Source organism: Ruegeria sp. YTSC192, from assembly GCF_059609705.1.
Map to the genome: position 1 here is coordinate 93,441 of NZ_JBXWMG010000010.1, position 22,457 is coordinate 115,897.

Here is a 22,457-nt window from a genome sequence, read left to right on the forward strand (position 1 = left end):
CCCATCTATCAGGCTTATACCCACTAAGCTTGTGAAATAACTACAAGCCAACGAGTCGTAACTTGAACCTCTGGCCGTCGTCATAACGACCTACGGCGACGCGCGACAAAGTGTAGGGATTAGTGTTGATGTTGGTTAGATTGTTATCAAGTACAAATGAATTTGAGAATCCTGCACTTTTTACTGCCTGTTGTACTTTTTCGTCGTGGTTTCCGTTTGGATAGGCAAAGTATTGAACATCCTGCCCTGTCCATTTTCGGAGCAAATCTCGAGACCTAACAATACTAGAAGTGGCTTCCGAGATAGGGATCTTATCCAAGAGATTATGGCAATCACTATGGGCACCTATCGTGACGCCGGGTTGAGCTGCAAGCTCCTTCAGCTGTTCGAGCGAAAGCGGAGAAAGAGGAGTGTCTGGTACAGATGCGCTCTTACTTTGGTTGACGATTTTATCGCTTAGAAATTCACGCTCCGAAGGTGTAACAGTCTTCAGGTACTCAAGAATTTCTGAAATTATCTGCCATCTTGAAGGGTCTAAGATTTGCTTGCCAGATGGAGGGAGCAACCATGATTTACCTCCATGTTCTCCGAGATCAATTTCGCAGCCCTCAGGATCTTGGAGAGCATTCATAACCTTGTCAAACCAATAGGGCTTACCGCTTTCGATCTGCGACGTTGCAATGAAGATTAGAACGGGCAAGTCCTCCTCGCGCAATATCGGCAGTAGATGAGAATAGAGACCAACATCCCCATCGTCAAAAGTCAGCACAACTTGCGGACGCGCACCATTTCGAGGAAAGTTTACTGCCTGCTCAAAAGTAACAATATCATAGTATTTGCGGAGTATTCTTAGGTGTTCTCTGAAATCTTTTGACCGTACTACGGTCCATGCGTCCATTTTCTCATCATCACTGCCCAAGGTATGATAACATAGGACAGTCAGTGGATCGCTTCGATGGGCGCGGCGATGCAGAAAACGGAAAACAGGAGGAGAACTCAGGACCGCGAGCGCCGTATTTCGAGCTATCCTATTCATTCAGAGCCCTCAAACATCAAGCCACGTAGTTTTTCAACTTCCGTACCGATGCTATGTCTTTGTTTGGCGCGCTGGTAGCCTTTGTTGCCCATGTTGCTGCGTTCTTCCGGACTCAGCTGAAGAATGCCATTCATACATGCCGCCAATGCAGCAACATCACCGGCCGGAACAAGTTTGCCAGTTATACCGTCCTGAACTAACTCTGGGATGCCCGCGACATAAGTTGAGATAACTGGTCGCGCCTGTGCCATAGCTTCCATGATGACGACTGGTAACCCCTCAATGAAACTTGGCTGAACCAAAACGTCGCTGGTTTGCAGTTCCTTAAGAACATCATCGGATCCGACCCAGCCGGTGAAGCGTACAGCTTCCTCCAATTCCAGCGCTCTAACTTTCTCTTCAATTTGCCCGCGCATATCGCCGTCTCCGATCAAAACCAATCTAGCGTCATTGCGTTTTGAGTGTACTGCTTTGAATGCTGGCAGAAGCACTAAGTGTCCCTTTTCGGGACTGAAACGTCCGATGGTCAGGAATGTTGGGTTGGAAGTCGAATCCTCGCTCAGAGATCTATCAAAGGCGTGTACCCCTAACCCACAATGAACAACCTTAAGTTTCGGCCATAAGTCAGGGTCAACGTGCCGCATGATTTGACTTCGTGTATATGCGCTGACTGCTACTACAAAGTGAGCGTTCTGGATTTTCTGCTCGAAACCCAGTTTTTTTGCATTGTCCGCCTCATCCATCCCATGAACCGTAAAGCTGTAGGGTATGGAGCTCAGGACATGTACCAAAAGCGCAACTTCCGCAGAATTTGTACCAAAATGCGCGTGCAAATGCTCTACCGGGCTGTCTTCCAGCGCTTTTGAAATTCGACATGCATGAGCAAGATAAATCAAGTGATAAGGAAGCGGCTTATAGGATTTCTTGGATAAGATAATCGCCATTTTCAGCGCTGCCCAGAATGGACCAAGGTTCGCAAAAGCGTATTTAGCCGCTTCCCAAATCAGCTTCGCAACACCGTTGCGCAATGTATAGTTAGTTCTGGTTTGTTCTGTTACGTCATCGGCGTCAACGACTTCGGCATCCCAACCGCGAAAAGCAAAGCGCTCTACTTCGACACCTTGCCGTTCCATTTCAAGAATCTCGCGACGGATAAAGGTGTGACTAACCTTTGGATATTGATTTGTCAGGTATGCAACACGCATGTTTCAAACAACTTCAGTTCAAGTGACTAGTAAGGACTTTAAGCTACTTAGGCCTCGATTGCCTGAGACAATCGAAACCTCCTCTCTGTATGAAGAGAGCGAGTTCACTTATATTCAATTATTTTGACCCTTCTGCCAGTTAATCGCCCGAAGAAGTATTCCAAAATACCCAGTGTTTCAGGAAAATTGCCTAGTACAAGAAAAACAGCACGTTCCCAATAGGATGCATCAGTGTCGGCGTCGCGGAGCGCCAAACGTATGATTTGAAGCGGGTACAAAAGGTACAGTAGGAATACAATCGGATTGAAGATAAACCCAAAAAGTAAAATCAGGAGTGGTAGAGCAAGCCCCCACATCAGGATCCTTTGGACCGCATCAGCGCTGTGCCGTTCAGGTTTCTGTCCATGTAAATCGTATCCTTCTGCAAAAGCATGACCACTTCGTTTTGCTCGCTTCCACCACTGAACGAAACTTGTCATATTCGCGTCATGGCATGTCATTTCCGCATCTAAACGCCAGACTTCCCAGCCTTTTTTTCGAATCCGAACACAAAGTTCCGGCTCCTCTCCTGCGATCATACTGTCCCGAAAACCCCCGGCTTCATTGAATGCTTTTACTCGCATCAATGCATCGCCTCCACAGGATTTTGTTCTACCTACAGGTGTGTCCCACTCTCTGTCGCATAGCCGGTTATAAATTGACCTCTCAGGGAACTTCTCTCGTCGGCGACCACACACCACCGCTGCATGTGGGTGTTTCAACAAAAAGGTTTCCGCTATGTCAAACCAATTCGGGTCAAGCTCACAATCTCCATCTATGAAATGAACAAACTCAAATTCCCCGAGTGCGTTGAGTCTTTCGAAACCCTCATTTCGTGCTCTTGCTGCTGTAAACGGTATAGAAATATCTAACTTGACGACAGCGGCACCGGCCTGAGCTGCCGCTTCTATACTTCCGTCAACCGAACCCGAATCCACATAGACTACGGCGCCAACTTCTTCGGGTATCGATTTTAGGCAACTCAGAAGGCGTTCACCTTCGTTTCGACCAATAATGACCATCCCTGATGCTTTAGGCACGAGAACCACTTTACTCCAAATTCTGCGAGAGCTTCTGCGTCGCCAGCCAATTGCTACTGCACATTTCGGCCAAGCCGAATTTCGCCTGAAACCCCAATTCTTCTTCTGCTTTCTTTGTGGCGGCACATGACACTGCAGCGTCGCCGGCACGCCGATCGGTAATTCGATAGGAAATTTCCTGCCCTGAAGCTGCTTCGTAAGCCCTAAGCACTTCTAGTACGCTATAGCCCTTACCCGTACCCAAATTCACACAGTGCCCTTTTCCATCATTCATAAGTGCACTTAACGAAAGTACATGGCCCTGCGCGAGATCTTCTACATGAATGTAGTCCCTAACGGCGGTCCCGTCTTGTGTGGGATAGTCTGATCCGAAAATTTTCACCAAGTCCTGTTTCCCCATAGCCACCCTTGCTAGAACAGGCACCAAATTGGTTGGCGCCTGCCGCGGATTTTCACCAATAAGTGAGGAAGCGTGCGCTCCAACCGGATTGAAGTATCGCAATACACCAACGAGGAACTTCTCGTTTGCACCTTGTATCGCGTTCAACGCTTGTTCGCCAAATAGTTTGGTACGCGCATAGGTGTTCGCGGGCTCGGGTATACTATCCTCGGGTGTTGGAACAATGCTTGGCGTTCCATAGATCGCTGCACTTGACGAGAAAACAATTTTGTTGATCCCGTGGAGTAGCATCGCGTCTACGACGTTGAGCAGGCCGGAGCAGTTGGAACGATAGTATCCCAGCGGGTCAGCCTCACCATCGGGTACACTTTTTCGGGCCGCAAAGTGCACAACCGCATCGAAGTCGTGTTTTCGGAAGCATTGGCGCAATGCTTCTTCATCACGAATATCGCAATCCAGAACAGAAACAGGTTTTCCAGTAATTTGTTCAAGTCGATCCGGGATCTCACGGCTAGAGTTTTCAAAGTTGTCCAGAATTGTGACTTGATGGCCTGAATTTACAAGCGCTATGTAGGTGTGAGATCCAATGAAGCCCGCGCCACCTGTCAACAATATGTGTCCCATCTGCTACCCCCGAGACCTAGTATAATGATTTGAAGAATCTGCATTTGAGTAGACATTCATTGGAGGCAACAATATCACGAGCGCCTCTGGCTTCCAGATATATTGATGAAAGTGCTCTTGAATGCCCCCGCTCATTTCTATTGTTATTCCGACATTTAAGCGCAATTCGTTGTTGCAGCAATTGTTGGTTGATCTAATCCGCCAGATAGAAGAGCTCTCGGCACAAAAACAAATCGAACTTATTGTAGTCGACAACGCCCCCAACCAGGACGCGAAGGAACTTTGCCTTGGATTAGCTTCGCATGTCAAATACATCCATGAAAACCGCAATGGTGTCGCCTTTGCCCGAAACACGGGCGTACAATCCGCAACAGGAGAGTACATTGTTTTCATAGATGACGACGAAAGGCCATCGGACGCTTGGCTTTCTGCATATCACGCGCAAGCACAATCGGGAAAAGTAGATGCCTGCTTCGGTCCGATTGATCCTATGTTTGTTTCAGATGTGCCAGAGGAACTTGAACCCATTCTGCGAGGTATTTTTGGCCGGTCGATTCCGGCGACCTCTGGTGACGACATTTCAACTTGGCGAGCATACTTGGGTTCTGGAAACTCAATGTTCCGCAAAAACCGTTGCCTGAACACTCTCGAGCCGTTTGAATTGGAATTCAATGGTGGCGGTGAGGACGTGGCGCTGCTCAGAAAGCTTGTTGATGAGAAAAAAGTTAGTTTGCATTGGTGTCAGGAGGCACTGGTTTATGAGATCGTTCCAAGAGAAAGAGTGAGCAAGGACTTTATAGCCGCCCGAAAATTCAAGGACGGTCAGCTAAGGTGTAGGGTAGAGTTCAAGGCAGGCGGTATCAAAGGTGTTGTTCGAGTAGCACTTTGGATGGGTGTTGGTGTGGCTCAAGTGACTATTTTTGGAACTTTGGCGGCGGTTTTGGGAATCTCAAAGAGTTCAAAGGCCTTGCCTGCCAGGGTTCGTATGCAGAGTGGTATGGGTAAAATACTGTGGTGGGAAAAAAAAATTTAGATGCGCCGAGTTCCGGTTATCTTTCTCTTGTAAACTATGCCAAACGCACCGAACTTTTGGCGAGCATTGGCACCTGTTGGCAGCAAGGGAAGGGATTTACGCTTGCTACGTTAAATCTCGATCACGTTGTAAAAATGCGCAACAATCCAGATTTTTATAAGTGCTACAAGGCACATAGCCATGTTGTCGCGGATGGGAACCCTATTGTTTGGCTGTCACGTTTGGCAAAAAGGCCGATTGATCTGATGCCCGGGTCGGAACTTATCGGTCCTCTCTGTGCCCTAGCGGCAGGAAGTGGCGCTAAGGTTGCTATGGTTGGGGGAACCACTGATACTTTGAGCATGGCAGCGGCGCGATTGAAAAAGGAATACCCTGATCTTCGGATTGTAGTACAAATTGCTCCGACATACGGGTTTGATCCATTCGGTCCGGAGGCCGATGCTTGCTTGGATGCAGTGCGGGAATCGGGTGCCAAACTGTGTTTTCTCGCTTTGGGTGCACCAAAGCAGGAGATGCTGGCCGTACGGGGTGGCAAAGCAGTTCCTGGATGTGGTTTTGCTTCGATTGGTGCCGGTTTGGATTTTATTGCCGGAGAACAGGCTCGCGCACCACTCTGGATTCGCAACCTAGCACTTGAATGGCTTTGGAGAATGCTTGGCAACCCTCGAAGATTGGTTCTCCGATATCTGCGCTGTATACTGATTTTGCCAAGTCTAACAACACAGGCCGTAAGGATGAGACTGGCGCGCTGATGTCTAAGACAGCGGCTCTGTTGATTTCTGGTGAAAATTGATCCATTTGAACACATTCCCCCAACGGATTTGTTTGGGGAAATTTAGAGTGGTCGACTGTAAAAGGTGCGTGTGCGCTGCTCCCCAACATTGGACCACCGGATAGTGGAATTTTCCGGCTCTTGCTCTGCTCCCCAACCTTGGACCGCCGAAAGCTGGAATTTCCCGGCTGTCTCACGATGACGGGCTGGTGACGCCATCGGGATAATGCATGGCGATTGGGACGTTGTATCCGATCGCGCTGTGAGGTCTGTCCTCGTTATAGTGTCTGACCCAGCCCCCTAAAATCAGGCTTGGCGCAGTCGCTAACCGCCACTCCTGCTGATACCAAGCCCCGCCCATCAATCATTGGCGGGGTTTTCTTCCAAGGTCCGCTGAGCAAACTCTGTGAAGGCACGGATGATCTTCACTTCGCGCCTTTGCGACAGCGATATGATGCTCTCGCCCATTTGCAGGTCTATGCCTTTCAACTTGATCTGCCGGAGACGGTCATCATGACCATATTCAGCTTGCGAGACAAAACCGATACCGGCACCGGAGGCCACCAGTTCCCGTATCGCCTCGCGCCCTTCCGCTACAATCGCCGGTTTCAGCGTGATCCCGTGTTTTTTGGCTTCGTCTTCCAGTTTCTGGCGCGTTTTCGATCCCGTTTCTCGGAAAACAAGCGGCAGATTTGACAGTTCTTCAAGCGAAAGGGTGGGTTTTGAAGCCAAGAAAACACCCTGCGCGGCAAAGGCCACGATTTCGGTGGAACCGAGACTTAGGACATCCATATCCTTGCCCGGTGACAGGCTGCCCACTACACCAATTTCGGCGTTGTAAGCCCTGAGCTCTTCCAGAATCTCCTCGCTATTCCCCGTGCGCACGGTGATCATGACATTCGGGTTTTTTTTCTGAAAAGGGCCCAGAAAGGCCGTCATGTGGTGTACGGAGTCGGCAATGATGCGCAACTCTCCATCGACCACAGCCTTGGTCTCAGAGAGATAGTCCTCGATCTGACTTTCGATCTCGAAATATTGTTCGGTATATCGATAGAGCTGCTCACCGTCGGCGGTCAAGGTCACACGTTTTCTCTCGCGCTGGAACAACAATAGATCGTGATCCTGTTCCAGTTTCCGCACCTGCTCGGAAATTGCTGGCTGCGTCAGAAAAAGCGCCTCTGCGGCGCGTGAAAACCCCCCATGCTTGGCTACAAAATGAAAGGCTTTGAGCTGGCTGTGTCGCACGGTAGATCTCCAAAATCAGTGCATAGGCTGTGCTTATAACAAGATTGATAATTGCAATTTCACATATAGCAAAATTTGCTGCAATTGTGTTCCTGAAAAGACCTTTCTGGAGCCTGGTTATGACGCCTCCCAAACCAAAGATCGAGCAACCGCGCCTTGGTGAACCCTATCTTCTGACGCCGGGTCCATTGACGACATCCCATGCAGTGAAAGAAGCCATGCTAAAGGATTGGGGCAGCTGGGATGACGACTTTCGCGCCATGACACGCGAAGTGCGGACCAGCCTGCTGGCACTCCTTGGCGAAGGTGCCGGTGACTTTGACTGTGTTCCCATGCAGGGCAGCGGCTCATTCTCGGTCGAAGCGATGCTTGCGTCATTCATTCCGCGCGATGGGAAAGCGCTGGTATTGGCCAATGGTGCCTATGGGCAACGCTCCGCAAAAACCCTGGAATATCTGAACCGCGCGCATGTGGTTCTGGACAAAGGCGATTATCTGCCGCCACGCGGAGACGAAGTGGCCCGTATTCTCGCCGAGGACCCCGATATCACACACGTGGTTGCCATTCACTGCGAAACCAGTTCAGGCATCTTGAATCCCATAGAAGAGATATCCGAGGCAACCTATGCCGCCGGGCGCAAGCTTCTGGTTGATTCGATGTCTGCCTTTGGCGCAGTCGAGTTGAAACCGAGCGAGATCCGCTACGAAGCCATGGTGTCCTCGGCCAACAAGTGTATCGAAGGCGTGCCCGGTTTTGGTTTTATAGTTGCCCGAAAATCCGAGCTTGAGGCCGCTGAGGGCAACAGCCATTCCTTGTCGCTGGATGTGTACGCGCAATGGGCGCATATGAACAAAACCGGCCAGTGGAGGTTTACTCCGCCGACCCATGTGGTGGCGGCGTTCATCGAGGCACTCAGGGCGCACTCAGCCGAAGGGGGCGTATCGGGCCGGGGCAAGCGTTATACCCGCAATCGCGATGTCATGGTCGCCGGCATGCGCGAACTTGGTTTTGAAACACTGTTGGACAATCGCTGGCTCAGCCCGATAATCGTCACCTTTTTCTGCCCGGCGGACGAGAATTTCGTATTCGATCATTTCTACACCCTTATGAAATCCAAGGGCTTCATCGTCTACCCGGGCAAGCTGACAGTGGTCGACAGTTTTCGCGTCGGATGTATCGGCCAGATGGACGAACACGTCATGCGCAAGGTTGTGGAAGCCGCGAAGGAATCATTGGAGGAAATGGGTGTCACAAGCGCTGCTCCCCCTCTCCGGGCATTGAAAGAACGCGCCAAACTGGCAGCTTAACCATCAAGGAACACAATAAGATGACCATCCAAACACCCGTTGAAGCAAACGAACGCGTCTACCCGACGCCGAAAGTGCCGGCAATCGCCATCTGCCTTGATGGATGCGAGCCGGAATACCTGGAAGTTGCAATAGCCGAGGGTTTGATGCCCAACCTTAAGCGGATGCGTGAGACCGGCACCGACAGGCTGGCTCATTCCGTGATCCCGTCCTTCACCAACCCCAATAACCTGTCGATCGCCACCGGCCGGCCACCTATCGTGCATGGGATCTGCGGCAACTATTTGATCGACCCTGACAGCGGTGAAGAGGTCATGATGAACGACGTGCGTTTCCTGCGCGCGCCAACCATTTTCTCGCAATTCTACGATGCTGGTTTTCGCGTCGCCATGGTTACCGCCAAGGACAAGCTGCGCGCCTTGCTCGGTGCCGGTTTGAAATTTGACGAAGGTCGGGCCGTTGCCTTTTCTTCGGAACGCTCGGGCGAGACGACTTCAGCCGAACATGGGATCGACAATGCAAGCAAATGGCTGGGCATGGACGTCCCTGAGGTCTATTCAGCCGAACTGTCCGAGTTTGTATTCGCCGCCGGGGTCAAGCTGCTGAAAGAGTTCAAACCCGACGTGATGTATCTTTCAACCACGGACTATATCCAGCACAAGTTCGCCCCCGAACAGCAAGGTGCGCTTGATTTCTATGCCATGTTTGACCGTTATCTGGGCGAGCTTGACGAGCTGGGCGCCGCCATCGTTGTGACCGCCGATCATGGCATGAAGCCAAAACACCTGGCTGATGGTTCCCCCGCCGTTGTCTATGCTCAGGATCTGATGGACGAATGGCTTGGTAAGGACGCGGCGCGGGTCATCCTGCCGATTACCGACCCGTATGTGGTGCATCACGGTGCGTTGGGCTCGTTCGCAACGGCCTATCTGCCCGAAGGCGCAGATCAGAACGACATCATTGCCAAACTCAAGGCAACCGAGGGTATTACCCATGTGCTGACAAAGGCTGAAGCCATTGAGCAATTCGAGCTGCCGGGCGACCGGATTGGTGACATCGTTATGGTTTCCGGTGAGAACATCTGCATTGGCACATCCGAACACCGCCATGATCTGGCGGCCTTGAAGGAACCGCTGCGCAGCCATGGCGGTTTGACCGAGCAAGAAGTTCCGTTCATCGTGAACCGTGTCATCGATCTGCCGAACCAGCCGGTTTTGCGCAACTTCGACGCCTTTTTCTACGCAACCACAGCGGCGGCACAGTAAGTCATGAAAGATCAAACCATGTCGAACATCGAAATACGAAACGAAGGGATGCGGATCGGTGGCGAGATCGTCTTTACCGACGAAACCGTTCCAGTACGTTATCCTTATACCAACGAGGTGGTGGGTCATGTCCCGGCGGGAACCGCTGAACATGCGCGCAAGGCTTTCGAGATCGCGGCGAACTACAAACCGAAACTCACCCGCTATGAACGCAGCCAGATCCTGCAACGCGCAGGAGAACTGATCGGAGAAAAGCGTGAGTATCTGGCCAAATGGCTGACGCTGGAACTTGGCATCTGCCATCAGCACGCAATCTATGAAACCAAGCGCGCGCAGGATGTGTACCAATTCGCCGCCGCCGAAGCGCTGAAAGACGACGGCGAGATTTTTTCGTGCGATCTGACCCACAACGGCAAAGCCCGCAAGATTTTCACCAAGCGCGAGCCGGTGAACGCAATCAGCGCGATTACCCCGTTCAATCATCCCCTCAACATGGTCAGCCATAAAATTGCTCCGTCTATTGCGACCAATAACTGTATGGTCTGCAAACCGACGGAACTGACCCCGCTGACAGCGCTGACCTTAGCGGACATTCTCTATGAAGCGGGGCTGCCGCCGGAGATGTTCCAGGTTGTCACGGGCTGGCCCGGTGACATCGGTGATGAAATGATTACCAATGACCACATTGACATCATCACCTTCACCGGCGGTGTACCAGTCGGCAAGATGATTGCCGAAAAGGGAGTTTACAAACGCCAGGCGCTGGAACTCGGCGGCAATGACCCGCTAATTATTCTCAATGATCTCAGCGACGCGGATTTGGAAAAGGCGGCAACAATTGCAGTTGCGGGTGCCACCGGCAACTCCGGCCAGCGCTGTACGGCGGTCAAGCGGATACTGGTTCAGGAAAGTGTCGCGGACAAGTTTGTGCCGCTGGTTCTGGAGAAAGCCAAGAAGATCAAGTTTGGCGATCCGCAGGACCCTGAAACTGAACTGGGTTGCGTGATCCATGACAAGGCGGCTGAGGTCTTTGAAAACCGCGTTTATCAGGCAGAGAAAGAGGGCGCCGAAATCCTCTATCACCCTGGTCGTCAAGGCGCACTGCTACCACCCATAGTGGTCGACAAGGTACCTCATGACAGTGAATTGGTCATGGAGGAAACCTTTGGCCCGATCATTCCCATCGTGCGTGTGCCTGACAATGACGAAGAGGTGATGGCCATTTCAAACTCGACCGAGTTTGGCCTGTCTTCGGGTGTCTGCACCAACGATCTGAACCGTGCGATATCCTTTATCAACGGGTTGGATGTAGGCACCTGCAACATTTGGGAACAACCGGGTTACCGGATCGAAATGTCGCCCTTTGGCGGCATCAAGGACAGCGGTAACGGCGTCAAAGAAGGCGTCATCGAAGCGATGAAGTTCTTTACCAACGTCAAAACCTATTCGCTGCCCTGGCCCGACTGACATTCCTGCCCTTCCCGTTATTAGCGGGCGGGGCTTCAAAATTCCTCTCCTACTGGCGGACCTTTCAGGGTCCGCATCTTTTACGAAGCGATCGCGAGGAACGGATATGCCGCAGATTGTTCACACCGAAGGGGAATCGAATACTTTGTGCATTCTCGCCGCGATCCGCGTTCTTCGGCGGAGGGATAGTGATCTCTATCCCGGGCCCGAATTTGCCCTTTAGGCAGTCTGCGACACCCTGACCGTCATACGCACCATCCGCTAGAAACCGACCACATCATCATCAATGTCAGAGAGCAACGCTGGCAGCGCTGATTCATCACCCACATGTTCAGTGGTCAGCTCTGCTGCAGCGATTTCGCCCTTTTCCCGATCAACGGTGATGTGGAGCTTGCGCCATGTCTTGCGGGCTTTGCGGCGTGGCATTGTCCAGTTCTGCACCACATCATCAGAAACCCAGATCGCCACATCGCCTCGACGCCGGAGACCTTCATTATATTCCGAGCAGTTCGTGGCCCGGTATTTGGCCTTGGGAAACTTTTCGCGACGAGCATCATTGAATTTGCGGGGCATCGACCGTCACTCATGTCACAAAAAGCGCTGAGGTTACTTTGAGCGACCGATCCCTGCAACACAGTCAAACTGCACGAGGCCAAGCTGCATGAAATCAGATCATCCGCATTGCTTGGTCAAACGACAGTTAACGTGACAACATCCTTAGCGATACTATTTAGTGAGTTAGCGGTTTAACACTGCAGGTCAGTTGTATTTCGCTGAACTTCAGTCAATTTCGCAATAGGCCAACGGCTAGGCGTAGGAACACAGCTTCGAAGTCGTGAGCTTGGATTTGACCAAGGCTTCGGCAAAAGTAACGGCACAGGCGACGCCATCGACAACGGGAAGTTTGAATTCTTCCGATAGGTTCGACATCAGGTCGGTCATTCCCGCGCAACCCAAGACAATTGCTTCAGCCCTGTCCTCCTCAATCGCGGCACGAATTTCGTCCCGTATCTTGTCGATGGTCGCCGGGTCGTTTTCCTCAAGCTTCAGAACCGGCACATCCGAAGCCCGAACCCTGACGCATCTGCGATCCAAGCCGTATCGCAACAGGTTTGCCTCAAGCCCTGCCAAAGATCGGGACAAGGTGGTGATGACGCTGAATTTTGGACTGATCATAGAGGCCGCATGGTACGCAGCCTCACCAACTCCGATGACCGGGGCAGAGGTGATGCATCGCACCGCATCAACACCAGTATCATCGAAACAGGCTACCACAATGCCATCCACATCTGGATATTGCCTTACTGCATCCAATAGACCCGGAACACATGTCGAGACATCAAGATATCCCTGAATGCTGGGCGGGCCATCCTGCGAATTGGTGGCAATGATCTCGGTATCCGGGTTCACAACAGCGCGTGCGGCAACTTCTATCTTTCGCGTCATTGAACTGGTTGTGTTGGGATTGACTACAAGCAGTTTCACAACATCCTCACACTTCCCCGCCAAGGTAGGCGGCTTTGATCCGGGGATCGGTCAAAAGCTCTTTGGACTTGCCCGAGATCACGACATTTCCTGTGGTCAGCGCATAGGCCCGGTGCGAGATCGACAGCGCCATGCGCGAGTTCTGCTCGACCAGCAGCACCGACACCCCTTCGTCCCGGTTGATCGCCACGATGGAGCGGGCTATGTCCTGCACCAGCTTGGGCGCAATCCCCAACGACGGTTCATCCAGCAGCAGCAGACGGGGTTTGGCCATCAGGGCACGCCCGATCACCATCATCTGCTGTTCGCCGCCAGACAATGTTCCTGCAGACTGGGAATAGCGTTCTTTCAGGCGCGGAAACCGTTCCAGCACCGAATCTAGCGTGCGTTGAACATCCGCCTTGTCCGAGCGGGTGAATGCCCCCATCAGCAGGTTGTCTTTCACCGACATATAGGGGAATACGCGCCGCCCCTCGGGCACCATCGCGATACCTTTCGAGACGATCTCGGCCGGGTTCGTCCCCGCGATCTGTTCACCCTCGAACGTCACCGAGCCTGACTTGATATGCGCCAACCCCGTAATCGCCCGCAGGATCGAGCTCTTGCCCGCACCATTGGCCCCGATCAGGGCAACAGTTTCGCCTTGTTCAAGATCGATCGACACGCCTTTCAGTGCATAGACGTGATCGTAGTAGAGCTCGACATCCTTGAAATCCAACATCTTTGTCATGGCTCAGATCCCGATCTCATCGTCAGCACTGCCCAGATAGGCTTCGATGACCTTTTCGTTGTTCTGGATTTCCACCGGCGTGCCCTCGGCGATCATCTCGCCAAAGTTCAGCACGACAATCCGGTCCGAGATATTCATCACCGCAGGCATGTCATGTTCCACCAGCAGAACCGTCACGCCCCGGTCATCGCGCACCTTGCGCACAAGATTGACCATTTTCATGGTTTCGTCGTGATTCATCCCGGCAAAAGGTTCATCCAGCAGCAACACCTTGGGATCGGTCGCAAGTCCAATCGCGATTCCCAGCGCCCTCAGATTGCCCTGTGGCAGGTTCGACGCCTGTTCATTGGCGATCTCGGTCATGCCCAGGAACTCGATCAGATCGTCGGCATATTGCCCGAAACTGTCGACATCCTCATGCGCCGTCTTGGTTCCCCAGAAATACCCCGCCAGAGAGGCGCGGGCGCGCAGGTGCTGAGCAACGATGATGCTTTCGCGCACGGTCATGGACTTGAAGATCGTTGTTTCCTGAAACGTCCGAACAACACCCTTGCGGGCCACCACATGCGGTTTCAGGTTGGATATCCTTTCACCGTTGAACAGCACCTCTCCGGTCGTTGTGGGCAGGAAGGACGAAATCATCTTGAACAGCGTGCTTTTACCGGCACCGTTTGGCCCGATCACCGACAGGATCTCGTTTTCGTTGACGTTGAACGAAATGTCGTTGTTTGCGGTCAGGCCACCGAATTTCTTGGTGACGTGACGGACTTCCAGAAGATGACTCATTTGTCCTCTCCTTTCTTGCCCGGCAACCGCAGGCTGAGCAGCCCGTTGGGCAGGAACAGCATCAGGATGATCAGCAGGCTGGAATAGGCGAGCAACTGGAAGCGGCCGAGTTCAAACAGCAGGTCCCAGCCAAAGTACAGGACCAGTGTGCCCAGCATCGGGCCAAACACATAACCCAGACCGCCAAGGAAACAGTTCAGCATGAAATTCACACTGTCGGCGACCTGAAAGCTGGACGGATAGACCGATTGCGCAATCGACCCGAACATCGCACCGCCAATACCGCCCAGAAAGGACGAGATGGCAAAAACAATAACCCGGATATACGAGATATTCACCCCGATTGAGCTGGCCAGTTCTTCGTTCTGCTGCATTGACCGGCACAGGTGGCCAAGGCGGGAATTCACCAGCCGGTACATGGCAGCGAACGTCAGCACCATCAGCACGCTGGCGGCGTAATAGAAAGCCAGCCTTGGGTTCTCCAACGTGGCGAAATCGGGGACTAGCGTCAGCCCAAAGACCGAGACGCTGCCGGGCAGCGGGATCGAGGTGATGCCTTTGGCCCCGTTGGTGATCGGCAGGGCCAGCGCGGTCAGTGTGACCACCTGCGTCAGCACCAGCGAAATCATCGCGAAATAGACGCCGCGCAGCCGCAGGATCGGCACCCCGATCACAATTGCGACGCCCGCGGCAAACAAACCCGCCAGCGGCAGCGACAGCCAAAAGGACATACCCGCCTTGGTCACCAGAATGGCCGAGACGTAAGCTCCGATCAGCGCAAACGCGCCCTGCCCGATATTGATCCGACCGATATAGAAGGTCAGCCAGACACCGGCACTGGCAATGGATAGCAACGCCACCGAGGTCAGCGTGTAGTACAGGTCAGACCGCCCTGACGCCGCGATAAAACCGGGGATCGCGATAAAGATCGCCAGTAAGAAGGCGGCCAGGCCGGCCCATTGGATCATTGATAGTTTCGGCACTGCGTTATCCCCACGGTTTGCCCATCAGGCCCTGCGGGCGGATGGCCAGGAAAATCATCAGTGAGACGAAGATCAGCAAATAGGTGATATCGCCATATTGCGAAAGAACGGCCAAACCGATGGCTTCCATGAAGCCAAGGATGATTCCGCCCGCAATCGCGCCGGAAATCACACCTGCGCCACCGATCATCACCATCATGAAGGCTTTGATCGAAGTCGGTCCGCCCATGCCCAGATTGACACCGGTTATGGTCACCAGCAGGCCGCCGACCAGACCGGCCAGCATCGCGCCAAGGGCAAATCCGATCATGGAATAGCGTGCAACATTTACGCCCATGAGCTGTGCTGCGGTTCTGTCCTGCGCCAGCGCCCGCAGGGCGCGGCCGGTTTTGGAATACTGCATGAACAGGATGAAGGTCACGATCGACAGAATGGCTAGCACACAGATCAGGATGCGGTCATAGGGCATGATCAGCTTGAAATCCCAATTGAAGACGCCATCGACGATCTTGGGCACGCCACGCTGTTTCTCGCCAAAGACCAGCAGGATGATGGCATCGAACAGAAATGCCAGACCGGCCGCCAAAAGCATCGTGCTTTCTTCTCGGGACGATCGGCGTATGACCGGTGCAAACAGAAACCGCTCGATCAGCGCGCCAAGTACGGCCAGGGTGATGCACGAGGCCAACAGGGCGAGGACGAAAGGCCAGCCAAGTTGGCCGTAGAAGGTATAAGTGACGAAGCCACCAAGAACGTACATCTGTCCGTGAGCAAAATTCAGTACGTTCATCAAGGCAAAGATCAGCGTCAATCCCAGGGCGATCATCGCATATTGCGCGCCCAGATAGATGCCGTTTGCTAGTATCTGTTCCATGAGAGTCCCGCGTAAGGTTCGGGTATCCCGGGCTGACTATCAGCCCGGGAGGTTGAGAGGCTCGGTAGGCGATTGCCTTTATTGGGAGTATTGCCTCAGTCGACTTCGGCGACAAAGAGTGTTTCAAACGCGCCATCCTGGTAGACATTCACCACCAGCGGGACCGCAATCTGACGTTTTTGTCCGAAGGATGTCGTGCCGACATAGCGCATCTTGGCGTCGCCCTTCATAAAGGGATTGGGTGCCTCGAACGTGTCCATGGTTGTCTGGAACGCGCTAACGTCATCGATGCCCGCTGGATCAGCATTCAGAGTCGCCAATATGTATTCCAGCGCATAGACCTTGGTGTTCGACTCGTCGTTATATTCGCCGAACATATCGGTATAGCGCTTGACGAATTCCTTCATGTCATCCGACGCGATCTCGGGTGTGGATGCACCGCCAACGGAAATGAAGCCATTGGCCAGATCGCCTGCACCCTCGCGCAGAACCGTCGCGTCCTGTGCAGTCTCGGTCGAGATAAGACCCTGGAACCCCAGCTCACGGGCCGAGCGGATCAACTGCGGCGCATTGGCCGGGGAGACACCCGACAAAACCAGCAAATCAGGCTGCGTACGCATCACCGGCGTCAGCACAGGCGTAAAGTCGGTGGTGTCCACCTGATAGGTCACGTTGTCCGAAACAACCTCAAGCCCAAGCGCATTCGCAGCTTCAACACCTCCATCGCGCTGGCTCAGCGGATCGGATTCATTCGCGGCAACGAAGGCAACTGTTTTCACGCCCTTTTCGTCCCGGAGGTATTTGTAGATCGCCGGGCCTGATTGATAGTTCGCGACCATGCCCAAAACGGCGTTGGATGCAGGAGCCGAATAAAGCTCTTTCGGGAAGGCATATGGGAAATACATTATCCCCTGTGCTTCGGCGACCGGACGTACCGCAGCGGCCCCATCATCCACGTTGGGGCCAACGACGTAGTGGATGCCTTCCTGCGCCATCTTCTCCATGCCCGCGATGGCCCGCTTGGGGTCTTTTTGATCGTCGAATGAGACGATTTCGATGTCATAGGTGGTGTCGCCGATCTTGTAGCCGCCGGATTCGTTGATCCAGTCGGCCCGTGCCTCCATCGAGCGCTGGTTAGAGATACCCCAAGCCGCCGCTGGGCCAGAGGTCACGCCAACAAAGCCAATCTTTAATACCGGATTTTCGGCCCAGGCTGCCGATCCAAGAACGGATGCGGCCAATGCCAATGCGACTGAGGATTTCATCAGGTTTCTACGTTTCATTCTTTCCTCCCTATGAGGTCTCGGCGCCTCTTCTGTGCGCTTGGCGATGTAAAAAATGCGCCGGGTCGAATCCCGGATTGCACCTTGGATACTGCATTGTTAACAATCCTTGTCAACATATTACGGTAACGTGACTGTTGATATTGTAAACAAATGCTCAATATATTGTCAGTTAGAAGTTGTACGGCTAAGTACGATCGACGCGTATTTCAGCAAATTGGATGAAGATGACAGACGCCCAACAAAACCTCGAGACCGTCCATTCCGATCCGAATGAGCAACTGATCGTTGATCGTATCTACTCAGCAGTCATGGAACAAAAGCTGGCGCCCAGAACCAAGCTGAGCGAACAAACCCTATGCGAGACTTTTGGCGTTGGTCGAATGCGCGTCCGCCGAGCCTTATTGCTTTTGAGCAGTCAGGGTATCGTAGAACTTCGTTCCAACCGAGGGGCTTTTATTGCGTGCCCGAGCCCAAACGAAGCCAGAGAGGTTTTTGACGCCCGCCTGATGATCGAAACCGGCATCGTACGCGAACTGACACAGCAGATCAGCAGCGCAGGAATCAATGCGTTGAGGGCTCATATCAAACAGGAAGATGAGGCTCGGGCAAGGAATGATAGAACTGAAATCATCAGACTCTCTGGTGAGTTTCATGTCGAGCTCGCCAAAGGCCACAACAATGCGGTTCTCACACGAGTCGTTAAGGAGTTGGTGACCCGATCCTCTCTGATCGTGGCGCTGTTTGGAACCAACAAGGACTCTTCGTGCCCTGACGATGAACACGCTTCGATCATTGATGCAATTGTGGGTGGTGACCCGCAATCCGCAGAAGACAATATTCAACACCACCTGCTGCACGTAAGAAGCAGTCTGGATCTTAAGCAAACCCAAAAGGTTGAACCTGATCTGGCAAAGATACTCACCGGGCGTATGTAATTGGTTTCATTGCAAACTTTCGACCATTGACGCTTTGTGCATTAACGAGTGAATGACTGTCGTTCGTATCAAGTCGAAAGCCAGCTCATGATTTCCTTCAAAGGTGCACAGTATCCGAAAGATGTGATCCTATTCGCAGTATTCTTCTATGTTCGATATGGCGTGTCGTACCGTGGTCTGGAAGAAATCATGGCAGAACGCGGTGTATCGGTTGATCATACGACACTGAACCGTTGGGTGACTCGATACTTAGGCTCAATTGCTGATGTAGCGCGCCGCAGGAAAGGGTCATGTGATCGCTCCTGGAGAACCGATAATTGAAGCGCAGGACGTGCCCACAGGCAAAACAATGGCGGTTGTTTATGCGTGGAACAACGGGCAGGTCAGTGTTGCGTCCAACAGCGGTTTAAAGGTGGTGGAGCTTTCGCCTGTCGCGCGCCTGCGACTTTGAGAAAACTGTCCGGAATTCATCACGCGACTCTTCTTGACTGTAGATGGAAGGTATTCGGTCTGAAGAATTTCACATAATTGCAAATATAGGGATTTCACACGAAGCTTGCTCGCCTTCAGCCTGGGTAGCAACACATCCCTTAAAGATCTGCGTGATCAATTTGGCTCATTAGACATATGCTTCATGCTCGATTATCAATGGCGGCAAAAGGAGTTGCTTATGTCGGGCAAAATACACGTCGAAGCGTTGAACCTTCGGCATCTAAAGGCTTGGGTGACCGTCGTTGAGGAAGGCTCGGTTACTGCGGCAGCGCGTAAACTCAATGTCTCTCAGCCAGCGCTTTCACAGCAGCTCAAGGCGTTGGAAAGTTTCTTTGGCTCCAAACTGATTGAACGCCTTCCAAGGGGCGTGACACTCACCCCGACAGGACGGGCACTGCTGTCCGAGACCGAGGCTACGCTGGCCATATCGGAACGTCTGATCCGCAAGGCACACGGCGCCATTGGCCTTGAAAGCGGCATACTGGAGATTGCGGCACTGCCTACATTGGTGGACACGATCATGTTCGAACCTATCCGCAGGTGGCAAAAGAAGTATCCCAAGGTTTCCATTCGAATTCGGGAATTTCCGCTGCAATCCGCATTGATTGACTCTTTCGCGAATGGGCTGGGCGATATGGCCGTCGGGGTTCGGCCAGCAAAGTGGCAGGGCGAAATGCGTTCATTGGGATGGGATCAGTTCCTTGTGCTGCTGGCCCCAGATGACCCGTTGTTCCGTCGTGAAGGCCCAATTGATCTAAGGAAGCTGAAAGACCGGAATTGGGTTCTTTATGGTCAATCAAACGGGCTATCGGATTACGTCGCAGCTGCTTGCTCGACCGAAGGCTTTCGACCAAAGGAGTCGGTGCGGACATCACAGGTAGCCGTCGCCGCGAAGATGGCTATGGCCGGATTGGGTGTAGCCCTTGTTCCGGAACTCAACGTACCAAAAGACATGCGGAAATTTGCCCGACCATTGGCGCAGCCACTAGTCTGGGAACTGGCCGCGTTTTCCCGCTCAGAGTTTTCAGCGCCAACCGAGGCTTTTCTGGACTTGTTCAAGCTGCAGGATACGAGACCGCTGCCCGATAACTGCAGGACGCTTCCCAGCGAATAGAAACACAGCCTTGATCATGCTGCGTCCCGCAGCGCATGACGCAAATAGTGGAGGTTCTGTGACGCGTCTCGCGAAGAGTCATACTATGTGTGGCGATCTGCGACAGTTTTCCATTCGACTGGCAGATACGTCACAGAACGCCCGCTTTTCATGCCCCAATCAATCGTCTGTAGCCTTCAAGGTAACGGGTTCAGGGAACACCTCGGGCGTGATTGCGGAATCGTCGGTTGCAACCGCATGACCCCAGAAACTCTCGACACCACCGGGTACGATCGTGCCGTGCCGCGCGGATGACAGGAAAATCTGTTTCGTGATGGGGAAGCGCTTTGCGAAATCGTTCGGATCGTCAAATGTGCCACCGTAAACGCCTACGGTCCCCGTAAATCGCTCCAGCGTCAGGAAAAGCTTGGTGCCGCAATCAGCGCAAAACCGTATATGGATCCGCTTGCCGCTGCCATCCGAGACATGAGTATAAACCTTGGGATATCCACTTGTCAGATGAAAATCCGCTTCCTCGAACACCGGCGCCACGTGATATGCGGCACCCGTAGCACGCTGACAAAACTTGCAGTGACAGGCCGTAATGCGCACTGGATCACTATGCACCGCGTATCGTACTGCGCCGCAAAGGCAGCCCCCTTCCGCAACCTTGTCCATCACCCCTCCAGCATGTCCTGATTTTCAAGTTTCAGTCCGAATTTCTTACGTGCATCCTCGCGGCTGGTTTCGGCGGGCAACAATGGCCCAAGCCAGCGGCCGCCAAGAATATGCATGTGGAAATGGGCAATCTCCTGAAACCCGTCCTCACCGGTGTTGGCAATCAGTCGGTACCCGCCACCACCGGTATCAGGCGATAAGCTAAGCTTGCGGATTGTCGTGTTTGCGATGTCGAAGAAATCAACGATTTCGTCCCGAGACGCCATGGCCATGAAATGATCGAAACAGATATAAGGTCCCTTCGGCAAGACCAGATGATGCTGCGGCGCCTGAGGCCGGATATCGGCGATCACAAGGCTATGTTCCGTTTGACACAGCACGTCCGCAGGCAAGTCCCCACGCACGATACGCGCAAGGATATTGTTTGGGTCGTAAGCGTAGTTCGGCACTGTTCTGTATCCTTCCAAAAAGAACACCGGGTGCAGGTTGGCGCGCGACGGCGCTTCTTGTTCAGCGCCGGGTTGCGGTTGGCATTGTCACGACAGGCACAGTTTCTTGATGAGGTTTTCGTACATTTCTGTCGATTGCTTGATGTGATCCACGTAACAGAACTCGTCCGTCCGGTGGCATTGTTCCGCTTCGCCAGGCCCAATCACAACGGTTGGTACATTGTTGAGCGCCGGAACCAACGCAGAGGCATCTGTAAAATAGGGCTGCGCAGCTGGAACCGGCCTGTGGCCCAGACGCTGTTCCACCTCGTCCAATACGGGTTGGATTGCCAGGTCATCGGGGTCGGTATAAAACCCTTCCAATTCAGTAACTACGGCTATTTCCGCTTCGGGGCCCCATAGCTCTTGAAGTGACGCGATGATATCGCTGTGCCGCGTGCCGGGGACGATGCGCATGTCCACGGTGAAATGCGCCTCATCCGGGACAGAATTGATGTTGAGCCCACCGGAAATCGTAGTCACCGAAGCCGTGGTCCAGCCCAGCAAGGGATGCGCCTCGGCCTCGAAGCGGCGCCCGTCCAGTTTCGTAATCCACTGCGCAACCTTATCGACCGCGTTATCCCCCACCCAGGGCATGGATGAGTGGCATGTTTTGCCCTTTGCGGTCACGACCAGCCGCAGTGAACCCTTATGGGCGATGACCGGCAAGTTCGAGCTGGGTTCGGGTACGATCAGCAACTCTGCGCCGCTAAGCCCGGCTTCGCGCCCGACATGAAGTGACCCCTCGCAGCCGGTTTCCTCGCCCGCGGCAATGACCAAGATCACCCCGCGTTTGAAATCGGATGCCTTTTCCAGCTGGTTCAGTGTTGCAGCTACCGCAGCGGCGATACCCGATTTCATATCACTCGACCCGCGACCGAACAGCTTGCCGTCGACAATATCCGCTGCGAATGGGTCAACGCTCCAATCCGCGTCCCCTAATGGCACCACGTCGATATGCCCACCGAAGACCAGCGGATAGGTTCCGTCGGATGTGGGCGTTTTGGCCACGATCGATGGTCTGTTCGGCGCGAACTCATAATATTCAACGTCAAGCCCGGCATCCTTCAGGAATGCCCCCAGAAACGCCACCAGTTCGGCCTCTGCCCCGGGCGGGTTGAGCGATCTGAACCGGATCAGTTTCTGTGTAAGATCAACACTGTCGAAGGGCATCAGCTATTCCTTTGAGCGATT

The 22,457-nt window shown here is 53.1% G+C and carries 23 protein-coding genes and 1 pseudogene; 8 read left to right on the forward strand and 16 right to left on the reverse strand.

Annotated features, from left to right (window positions below):
• Nucleotides 1-40: 40 nt before the first annotated feature.
• The 4 genes from AC2FD8_RS14790 to galE all read right to left on the reverse strand — a co-directional run bounded on the left by AC2FD8_RS14790 (nt 41) and on the right by galE (nt 4,344).
• Complete coding sequence (locus AC2FD8_RS14790) at nt 41-898, reverse strand: polysaccharide deacetylase family protein (RefSeq protein ID WP_496857270.1); 858 nt, start codon at nt 896-898, stop codon at nt 41-43.
• A gap of 134 nt (nt 899-1,032) precedes the next feature.
• Nucleotides 1,033-2,241, reverse strand: coding sequence for a glycosyltransferase family 4 protein (locus AC2FD8_RS14795; protein WP_496857268.1), 1,209 nt, complete (start codon nt 2,239-2,241; stop codon nt 1,033-1,035).
• Between the two features lie 104 nt (nt 2,242-2,345).
• Nucleotides 2,346-3,320 (reverse strand): glycosyltransferase family 2 protein, encoded by a 975-nt coding sequence (locus tag AC2FD8_RS14800; protein ID WP_496857266.1) that lies wholly within the window; start codon nt 3,318-3,320, stop codon nt 2,346-2,348.
• Nucleotides 3,321-3,330: 10 nt separating this feature from the next.
• The gene (galE, locus tag AC2FD8_RS14805) at nt 3,331-4,344 is read right to left on the reverse strand and encodes a UDP-glucose 4-epimerase GalE (protein ID WP_496857265.1); all 1,014 of its coding nucleotides are present in this window, start codon (nt 4,342-4,344) and stop codon (nt 3,331-3,333) included.
• 121 nt (nt 4,345-4,465) lie between these two features.
• On the opposite strand from galE, the gene AC2FD8_RS14810 reads away from it, so the two are divergent.
• The gene (locus tag AC2FD8_RS14810) at nt 4,466-5,377 is read left to right on the forward strand and encodes a glycosyltransferase family 2 protein (protein WP_496857263.1); all 912 of its coding nucleotides are present in this window, start codon (nt 4,466-4,468) and stop codon (nt 5,375-5,377) included.
• Nucleotides 5,359-6,129, forward strand: coding sequence for a WecB/TagA/CpsF family glycosyltransferase (locus tag AC2FD8_RS14815; protein WP_496857262.1), 771 nt, complete (start codon nt 5,359-5,361; stop codon nt 6,127-6,129). Before AC2FD8_RS14810 ends, AC2FD8_RS14815 begins: the two co-directional genes overlap by 19 nt.
• 213 nt (nt 6,130-6,342) lie before the next feature.
• On the opposite strand, the gene AC2FD8_RS14820 is transcribed toward AC2FD8_RS14815, so the two are convergent.
• Together AC2FD8_RS14820 and AC2FD8_RS14825 are read right to left on the reverse strand one after the other, a co-directional pair.
• Nucleotides 6,343-6,510, reverse strand: coding sequence for an integrase core domain-containing protein (locus tag AC2FD8_RS14820; RefSeq protein ID WP_496857260.1), 168 nt, complete (start codon nt 6,508-6,510; stop codon nt 6,343-6,345).
• The gene (locus AC2FD8_RS14825) at nt 6,510-7,394 is read right to left on the reverse strand and encodes a LysR substrate-binding domain-containing protein (RefSeq protein ID WP_496857258.1); all 885 of its coding nucleotides are present in this window, start codon (nt 7,392-7,394) and stop codon (nt 6,510-6,512) included. The genes AC2FD8_RS14820 and AC2FD8_RS14825 overlap by 1 nt, the downstream gene beginning before the upstream one ends.
• Before the next feature lie 119 nt (nt 7,395-7,513).
• Here AC2FD8_RS14825 and AC2FD8_RS14830 point away from each other — a divergent pair, with 119 nt between their 5' ends.
• The 3 genes from AC2FD8_RS14830 to phnY are packed head-to-tail and all read left to right on the forward strand — an operon-like array spanning nt 7,514 to nt 11,433.
• On the forward strand, nt 7,514-8,701 hold the full coding sequence (locus AC2FD8_RS14830) for a 2-aminoethylphosphonate--pyruvate transaminase (RefSeq protein ID WP_496857256.1): 1,188 nt from the start codon (nt 7,514-7,516) through the stop codon (nt 8,699-8,701).
• Between the two features lie 20 nt (nt 8,702-8,721).
• Nucleotides 8,722-9,966: a phosphonoacetate hydrolase gene (phnA, locus tag AC2FD8_RS14835; protein ID WP_496857254.1), complete on the forward strand. Its 1,245-nt coding sequence runs from the start codon at nt 8,722-8,724 to the stop codon at nt 9,964-9,966.
• Nucleotides 9,967-9,969: 3 nt separating this feature from the next.
• Nucleotides 9,970-11,433, forward strand: a complete 1,464-nt coding sequence (gene phnY / locus AC2FD8_RS14840; protein WP_496857253.1) for a phosphonoacetaldehyde dehydrogenase — start codon at nt 9,970-9,972, stop codon at nt 11,431-11,433.
• Nucleotides 11,434-11,694: 261 nt separating this feature from the next.
• Here the strand turns inward: phnY and AC2FD8_RS14845 are convergent, their stop codons facing one another.
• The 7 genes from AC2FD8_RS14845 to AC2FD8_RS14875 form a co-directional block, all read right to left on the reverse strand.
• On the reverse strand, nt 11,695-12,006 hold the full coding sequence (locus AC2FD8_RS14845) for a transposase (RefSeq protein WP_496857252.1): 312 nt from the start codon (nt 12,004-12,006) through the stop codon (nt 11,695-11,697).
• A 234-nt stretch (nt 12,007-12,240) separates the two neighbouring features.
• Complete coding sequence (locus tag AC2FD8_RS14850; protein WP_496857251.1) at nt 12,241-12,918, reverse strand: aspartate/glutamate racemase family protein; 678 nt, start codon at nt 12,916-12,918, stop codon at nt 12,241-12,243.
• Nucleotides 12,919-12,925: 7 nt separating this feature from the next.
• Entirely contained in the window at nt 12,926-13,648 is a 723-nt protein-coding gene (locus tag AC2FD8_RS14855) for an ABC transporter ATP-binding protein (protein WP_496857250.1), read from the reverse strand.
• A 3-nt stretch (nt 13,649-13,651) separates the two neighbouring features.
• The gene (locus AC2FD8_RS14860) at nt 13,652-14,434 is read right to left on the reverse strand and encodes an ABC transporter ATP-binding protein (protein ID WP_170418860.1); all 783 of its coding nucleotides are present in this window, start codon (nt 14,432-14,434) and stop codon (nt 13,652-13,654) included.
• Entirely contained in the window at nt 14,431-15,402 is a 972-nt protein-coding gene (locus AC2FD8_RS14865; RefSeq protein WP_496857421.1) for a branched-chain amino acid ABC transporter permease, read from the reverse strand. The genes AC2FD8_RS14860 and AC2FD8_RS14865 overlap by 4 nt, the downstream gene beginning before the upstream one ends.
• 19 nt (nt 15,403-15,421) lie before the next feature.
• Nucleotides 15,422-16,291: a branched-chain amino acid ABC transporter permease gene (locus tag AC2FD8_RS14870; RefSeq protein ID WP_496857248.1), complete on the reverse strand. Its 870-nt coding sequence runs from the start codon at nt 16,289-16,291 to the stop codon at nt 15,422-15,424.
• A gap of 95 nt (nt 16,292-16,386) precedes the next feature.
• Nucleotides 16,387-17,574: an ABC transporter substrate-binding protein gene (locus AC2FD8_RS14875; RefSeq protein WP_496857246.1), complete on the reverse strand. Its 1,188-nt coding sequence runs from the start codon at nt 17,572-17,574 to the stop codon at nt 16,387-16,389.
• 221 nt (nt 17,575-17,795) lie between these two features.
• Between AC2FD8_RS14875 and AC2FD8_RS14880 the strand changes: the two genes are divergently transcribed.
• The 3 genes and pseudogenes from AC2FD8_RS14880 (at nt 17,796) to AC2FD8_RS14890 (ending at nt 20,118) form a co-directional block, all read left to right on the forward strand.
• Entirely contained in the window at nt 17,796-18,512 is a 717-nt protein-coding gene (locus tag AC2FD8_RS14880) for a GntR family transcriptional regulator (protein ID WP_496857245.1), read from the forward strand.
• An 87-nt stretch (nt 18,513-18,599) separates the two neighbouring features.
• Nucleotides 18,600-18,827, forward strand: a pseudogene (locus tag AC2FD8_RS14885) (IS6 family transposase); the annotation flags it as partial.
• Nucleotides 18,828-19,068: 241 nt separating this feature from the next.
• A complete protein-coding gene (locus tag AC2FD8_RS14890) occupies nt 19,069-20,118 on the forward strand; it encodes a LysR family transcriptional regulator (protein WP_496857243.1) in 1,050 nt (349 codons plus the stop codon).
• A 159-nt stretch (nt 20,119-20,277) separates the two neighbouring features.
• Here AC2FD8_RS14890 and AC2FD8_RS14895 read toward each other — a convergent pair whose 3' ends face one another.
• The 3 genes from AC2FD8_RS14895 to AC2FD8_RS14905 form a co-directional block, all read right to left on the reverse strand.
• Nucleotides 20,278-20,775, reverse strand: coding sequence for a GFA family protein (locus AC2FD8_RS14895; RefSeq protein WP_496857241.1), 498 nt, complete (start codon nt 20,773-20,775; stop codon nt 20,278-20,280).
• Complete coding sequence (locus AC2FD8_RS14900) at nt 20,775-21,224, reverse strand: HIT domain-containing protein (RefSeq protein ID WP_496857239.1); 450 nt, start codon at nt 21,222-21,224, stop codon at nt 20,775-20,777. The genes AC2FD8_RS14895 and AC2FD8_RS14900 overlap by 1 nt, the downstream gene beginning before the upstream one ends.
• A gap of 87 nt (nt 21,225-21,311) precedes the next feature.
• The gene (locus AC2FD8_RS14905) at nt 21,312-22,436 is read right to left on the reverse strand and encodes a M20 family metallopeptidase (RefSeq protein ID WP_496857237.1); all 1,125 of its coding nucleotides are present in this window, start codon (nt 22,434-22,436) and stop codon (nt 21,312-21,314) included.
• Nucleotides 22,437-22,457 lie beyond the last annotated feature (21 nt).

Bases quoted from the DNA above. Each gene is read 5' to 3' on its own strand.
- AC2FD8_RS14790 (WP_496857270.1), bottom strand. From the start codon at position 898: ATGGACGCATGGACCGTAGTACGGTCAAAAGATTTCAGAGAACACCTA.
- AC2FD8_RS14795 (WP_496857268.1), bottom strand. From the start codon at position 2,241: ATGCGTGTTGCATACCTGACAAATCAATATCCAAAGGTTAGTCACACC.
- galE (WP_496857265.1), bottom strand. From the start codon at position 4,344: ATGGGACACATATTGTTGACAGGTGGCGCGGGCTTCATTGGATCTCAC.
- AC2FD8_RS14810 (WP_496857263.1), top strand. From the start codon at position 4,466: ATGCCCCCGCTCATTTCTATTGTTATTCCGACATTTAAGCGCAATTCG.
- AC2FD8_RS14820 (WP_496857260.1), bottom strand. From the start codon at position 6,510: ATGGGCGGGGCTTGGTATCAGCAGGAGTGGCGGTTAGCGACTGCGCCA.
- AC2FD8_RS14830 (WP_496857256.1), top strand. From the start codon at position 7,514: ATGACGCCTCCCAAACCAAAGATCGAGCAACCGCGCCTTGGTGAACCC.
- phnA (WP_496857254.1), top strand. From the start codon at position 8,722: ATGACCATCCAAACACCCGTTGAAGCAAACGAACGCGTCTACCCGACG.
- phnY (WP_496857253.1), top strand. From the start codon at position 9,970: ATGAAAGATCAAACCATGTCGAACATCGAAATACGAAACGAAGGGATG.
- AC2FD8_RS14845 (WP_496857252.1), bottom strand. From the start codon at position 12,006: ATGCCCCGCAAATTCAATGATGCTCGTCGCGAAAAGTTTCCCAAGGCC.
- AC2FD8_RS14855 (WP_496857250.1), bottom strand. From the start codon at position 13,648: ATGACAAAGATGTTGGATTTCAAGGATGTCGAGCTCTACTACGATCAC.
- AC2FD8_RS14860 (WP_170418860.1), bottom strand. From the start codon at position 14,434: ATGAGTCATCTTCTGGAAGTCCGTCACGTCACCAAGAAATTCGGTGGC.
- AC2FD8_RS14865 (WP_496857421.1), bottom strand. From the start codon at position 15,402: ATGATCCAATGGGCCGGCCTGGCCGCCTTCTTACTGGCGATCTTTATC.
- AC2FD8_RS14870 (WP_496857248.1), bottom strand. From the start codon at position 16,291: ATGGAACAGATACTAGCAAACGGCATCTATCTGGGCGCGCAATATGCG.
- AC2FD8_RS14875 (WP_496857246.1), bottom strand. From the start codon at position 17,574: ATGAAACGTAGAAACCTGATGAAATCCTCAGTCGCATTGGCATTGGCC.
- AC2FD8_RS14880 (WP_496857245.1), top strand. From the start codon at position 17,796: ATGAAGATGACAGACGCCCAACAAAACCTCGAGACCGTCCATTCCGAT.
- AC2FD8_RS14895 (WP_496857241.1), bottom strand. From the start codon at position 20,775: ATGGACAAGGTTGCGGAAGGGGGCTGCCTTTGCGGCGCAGTACGATAC.
- AC2FD8_RS14905 (WP_496857237.1), bottom strand. From the start codon at position 22,436: ATGCCCTTCGACAGTGTTGATCTTACACAGAAACTGATCCGGTTCAGA.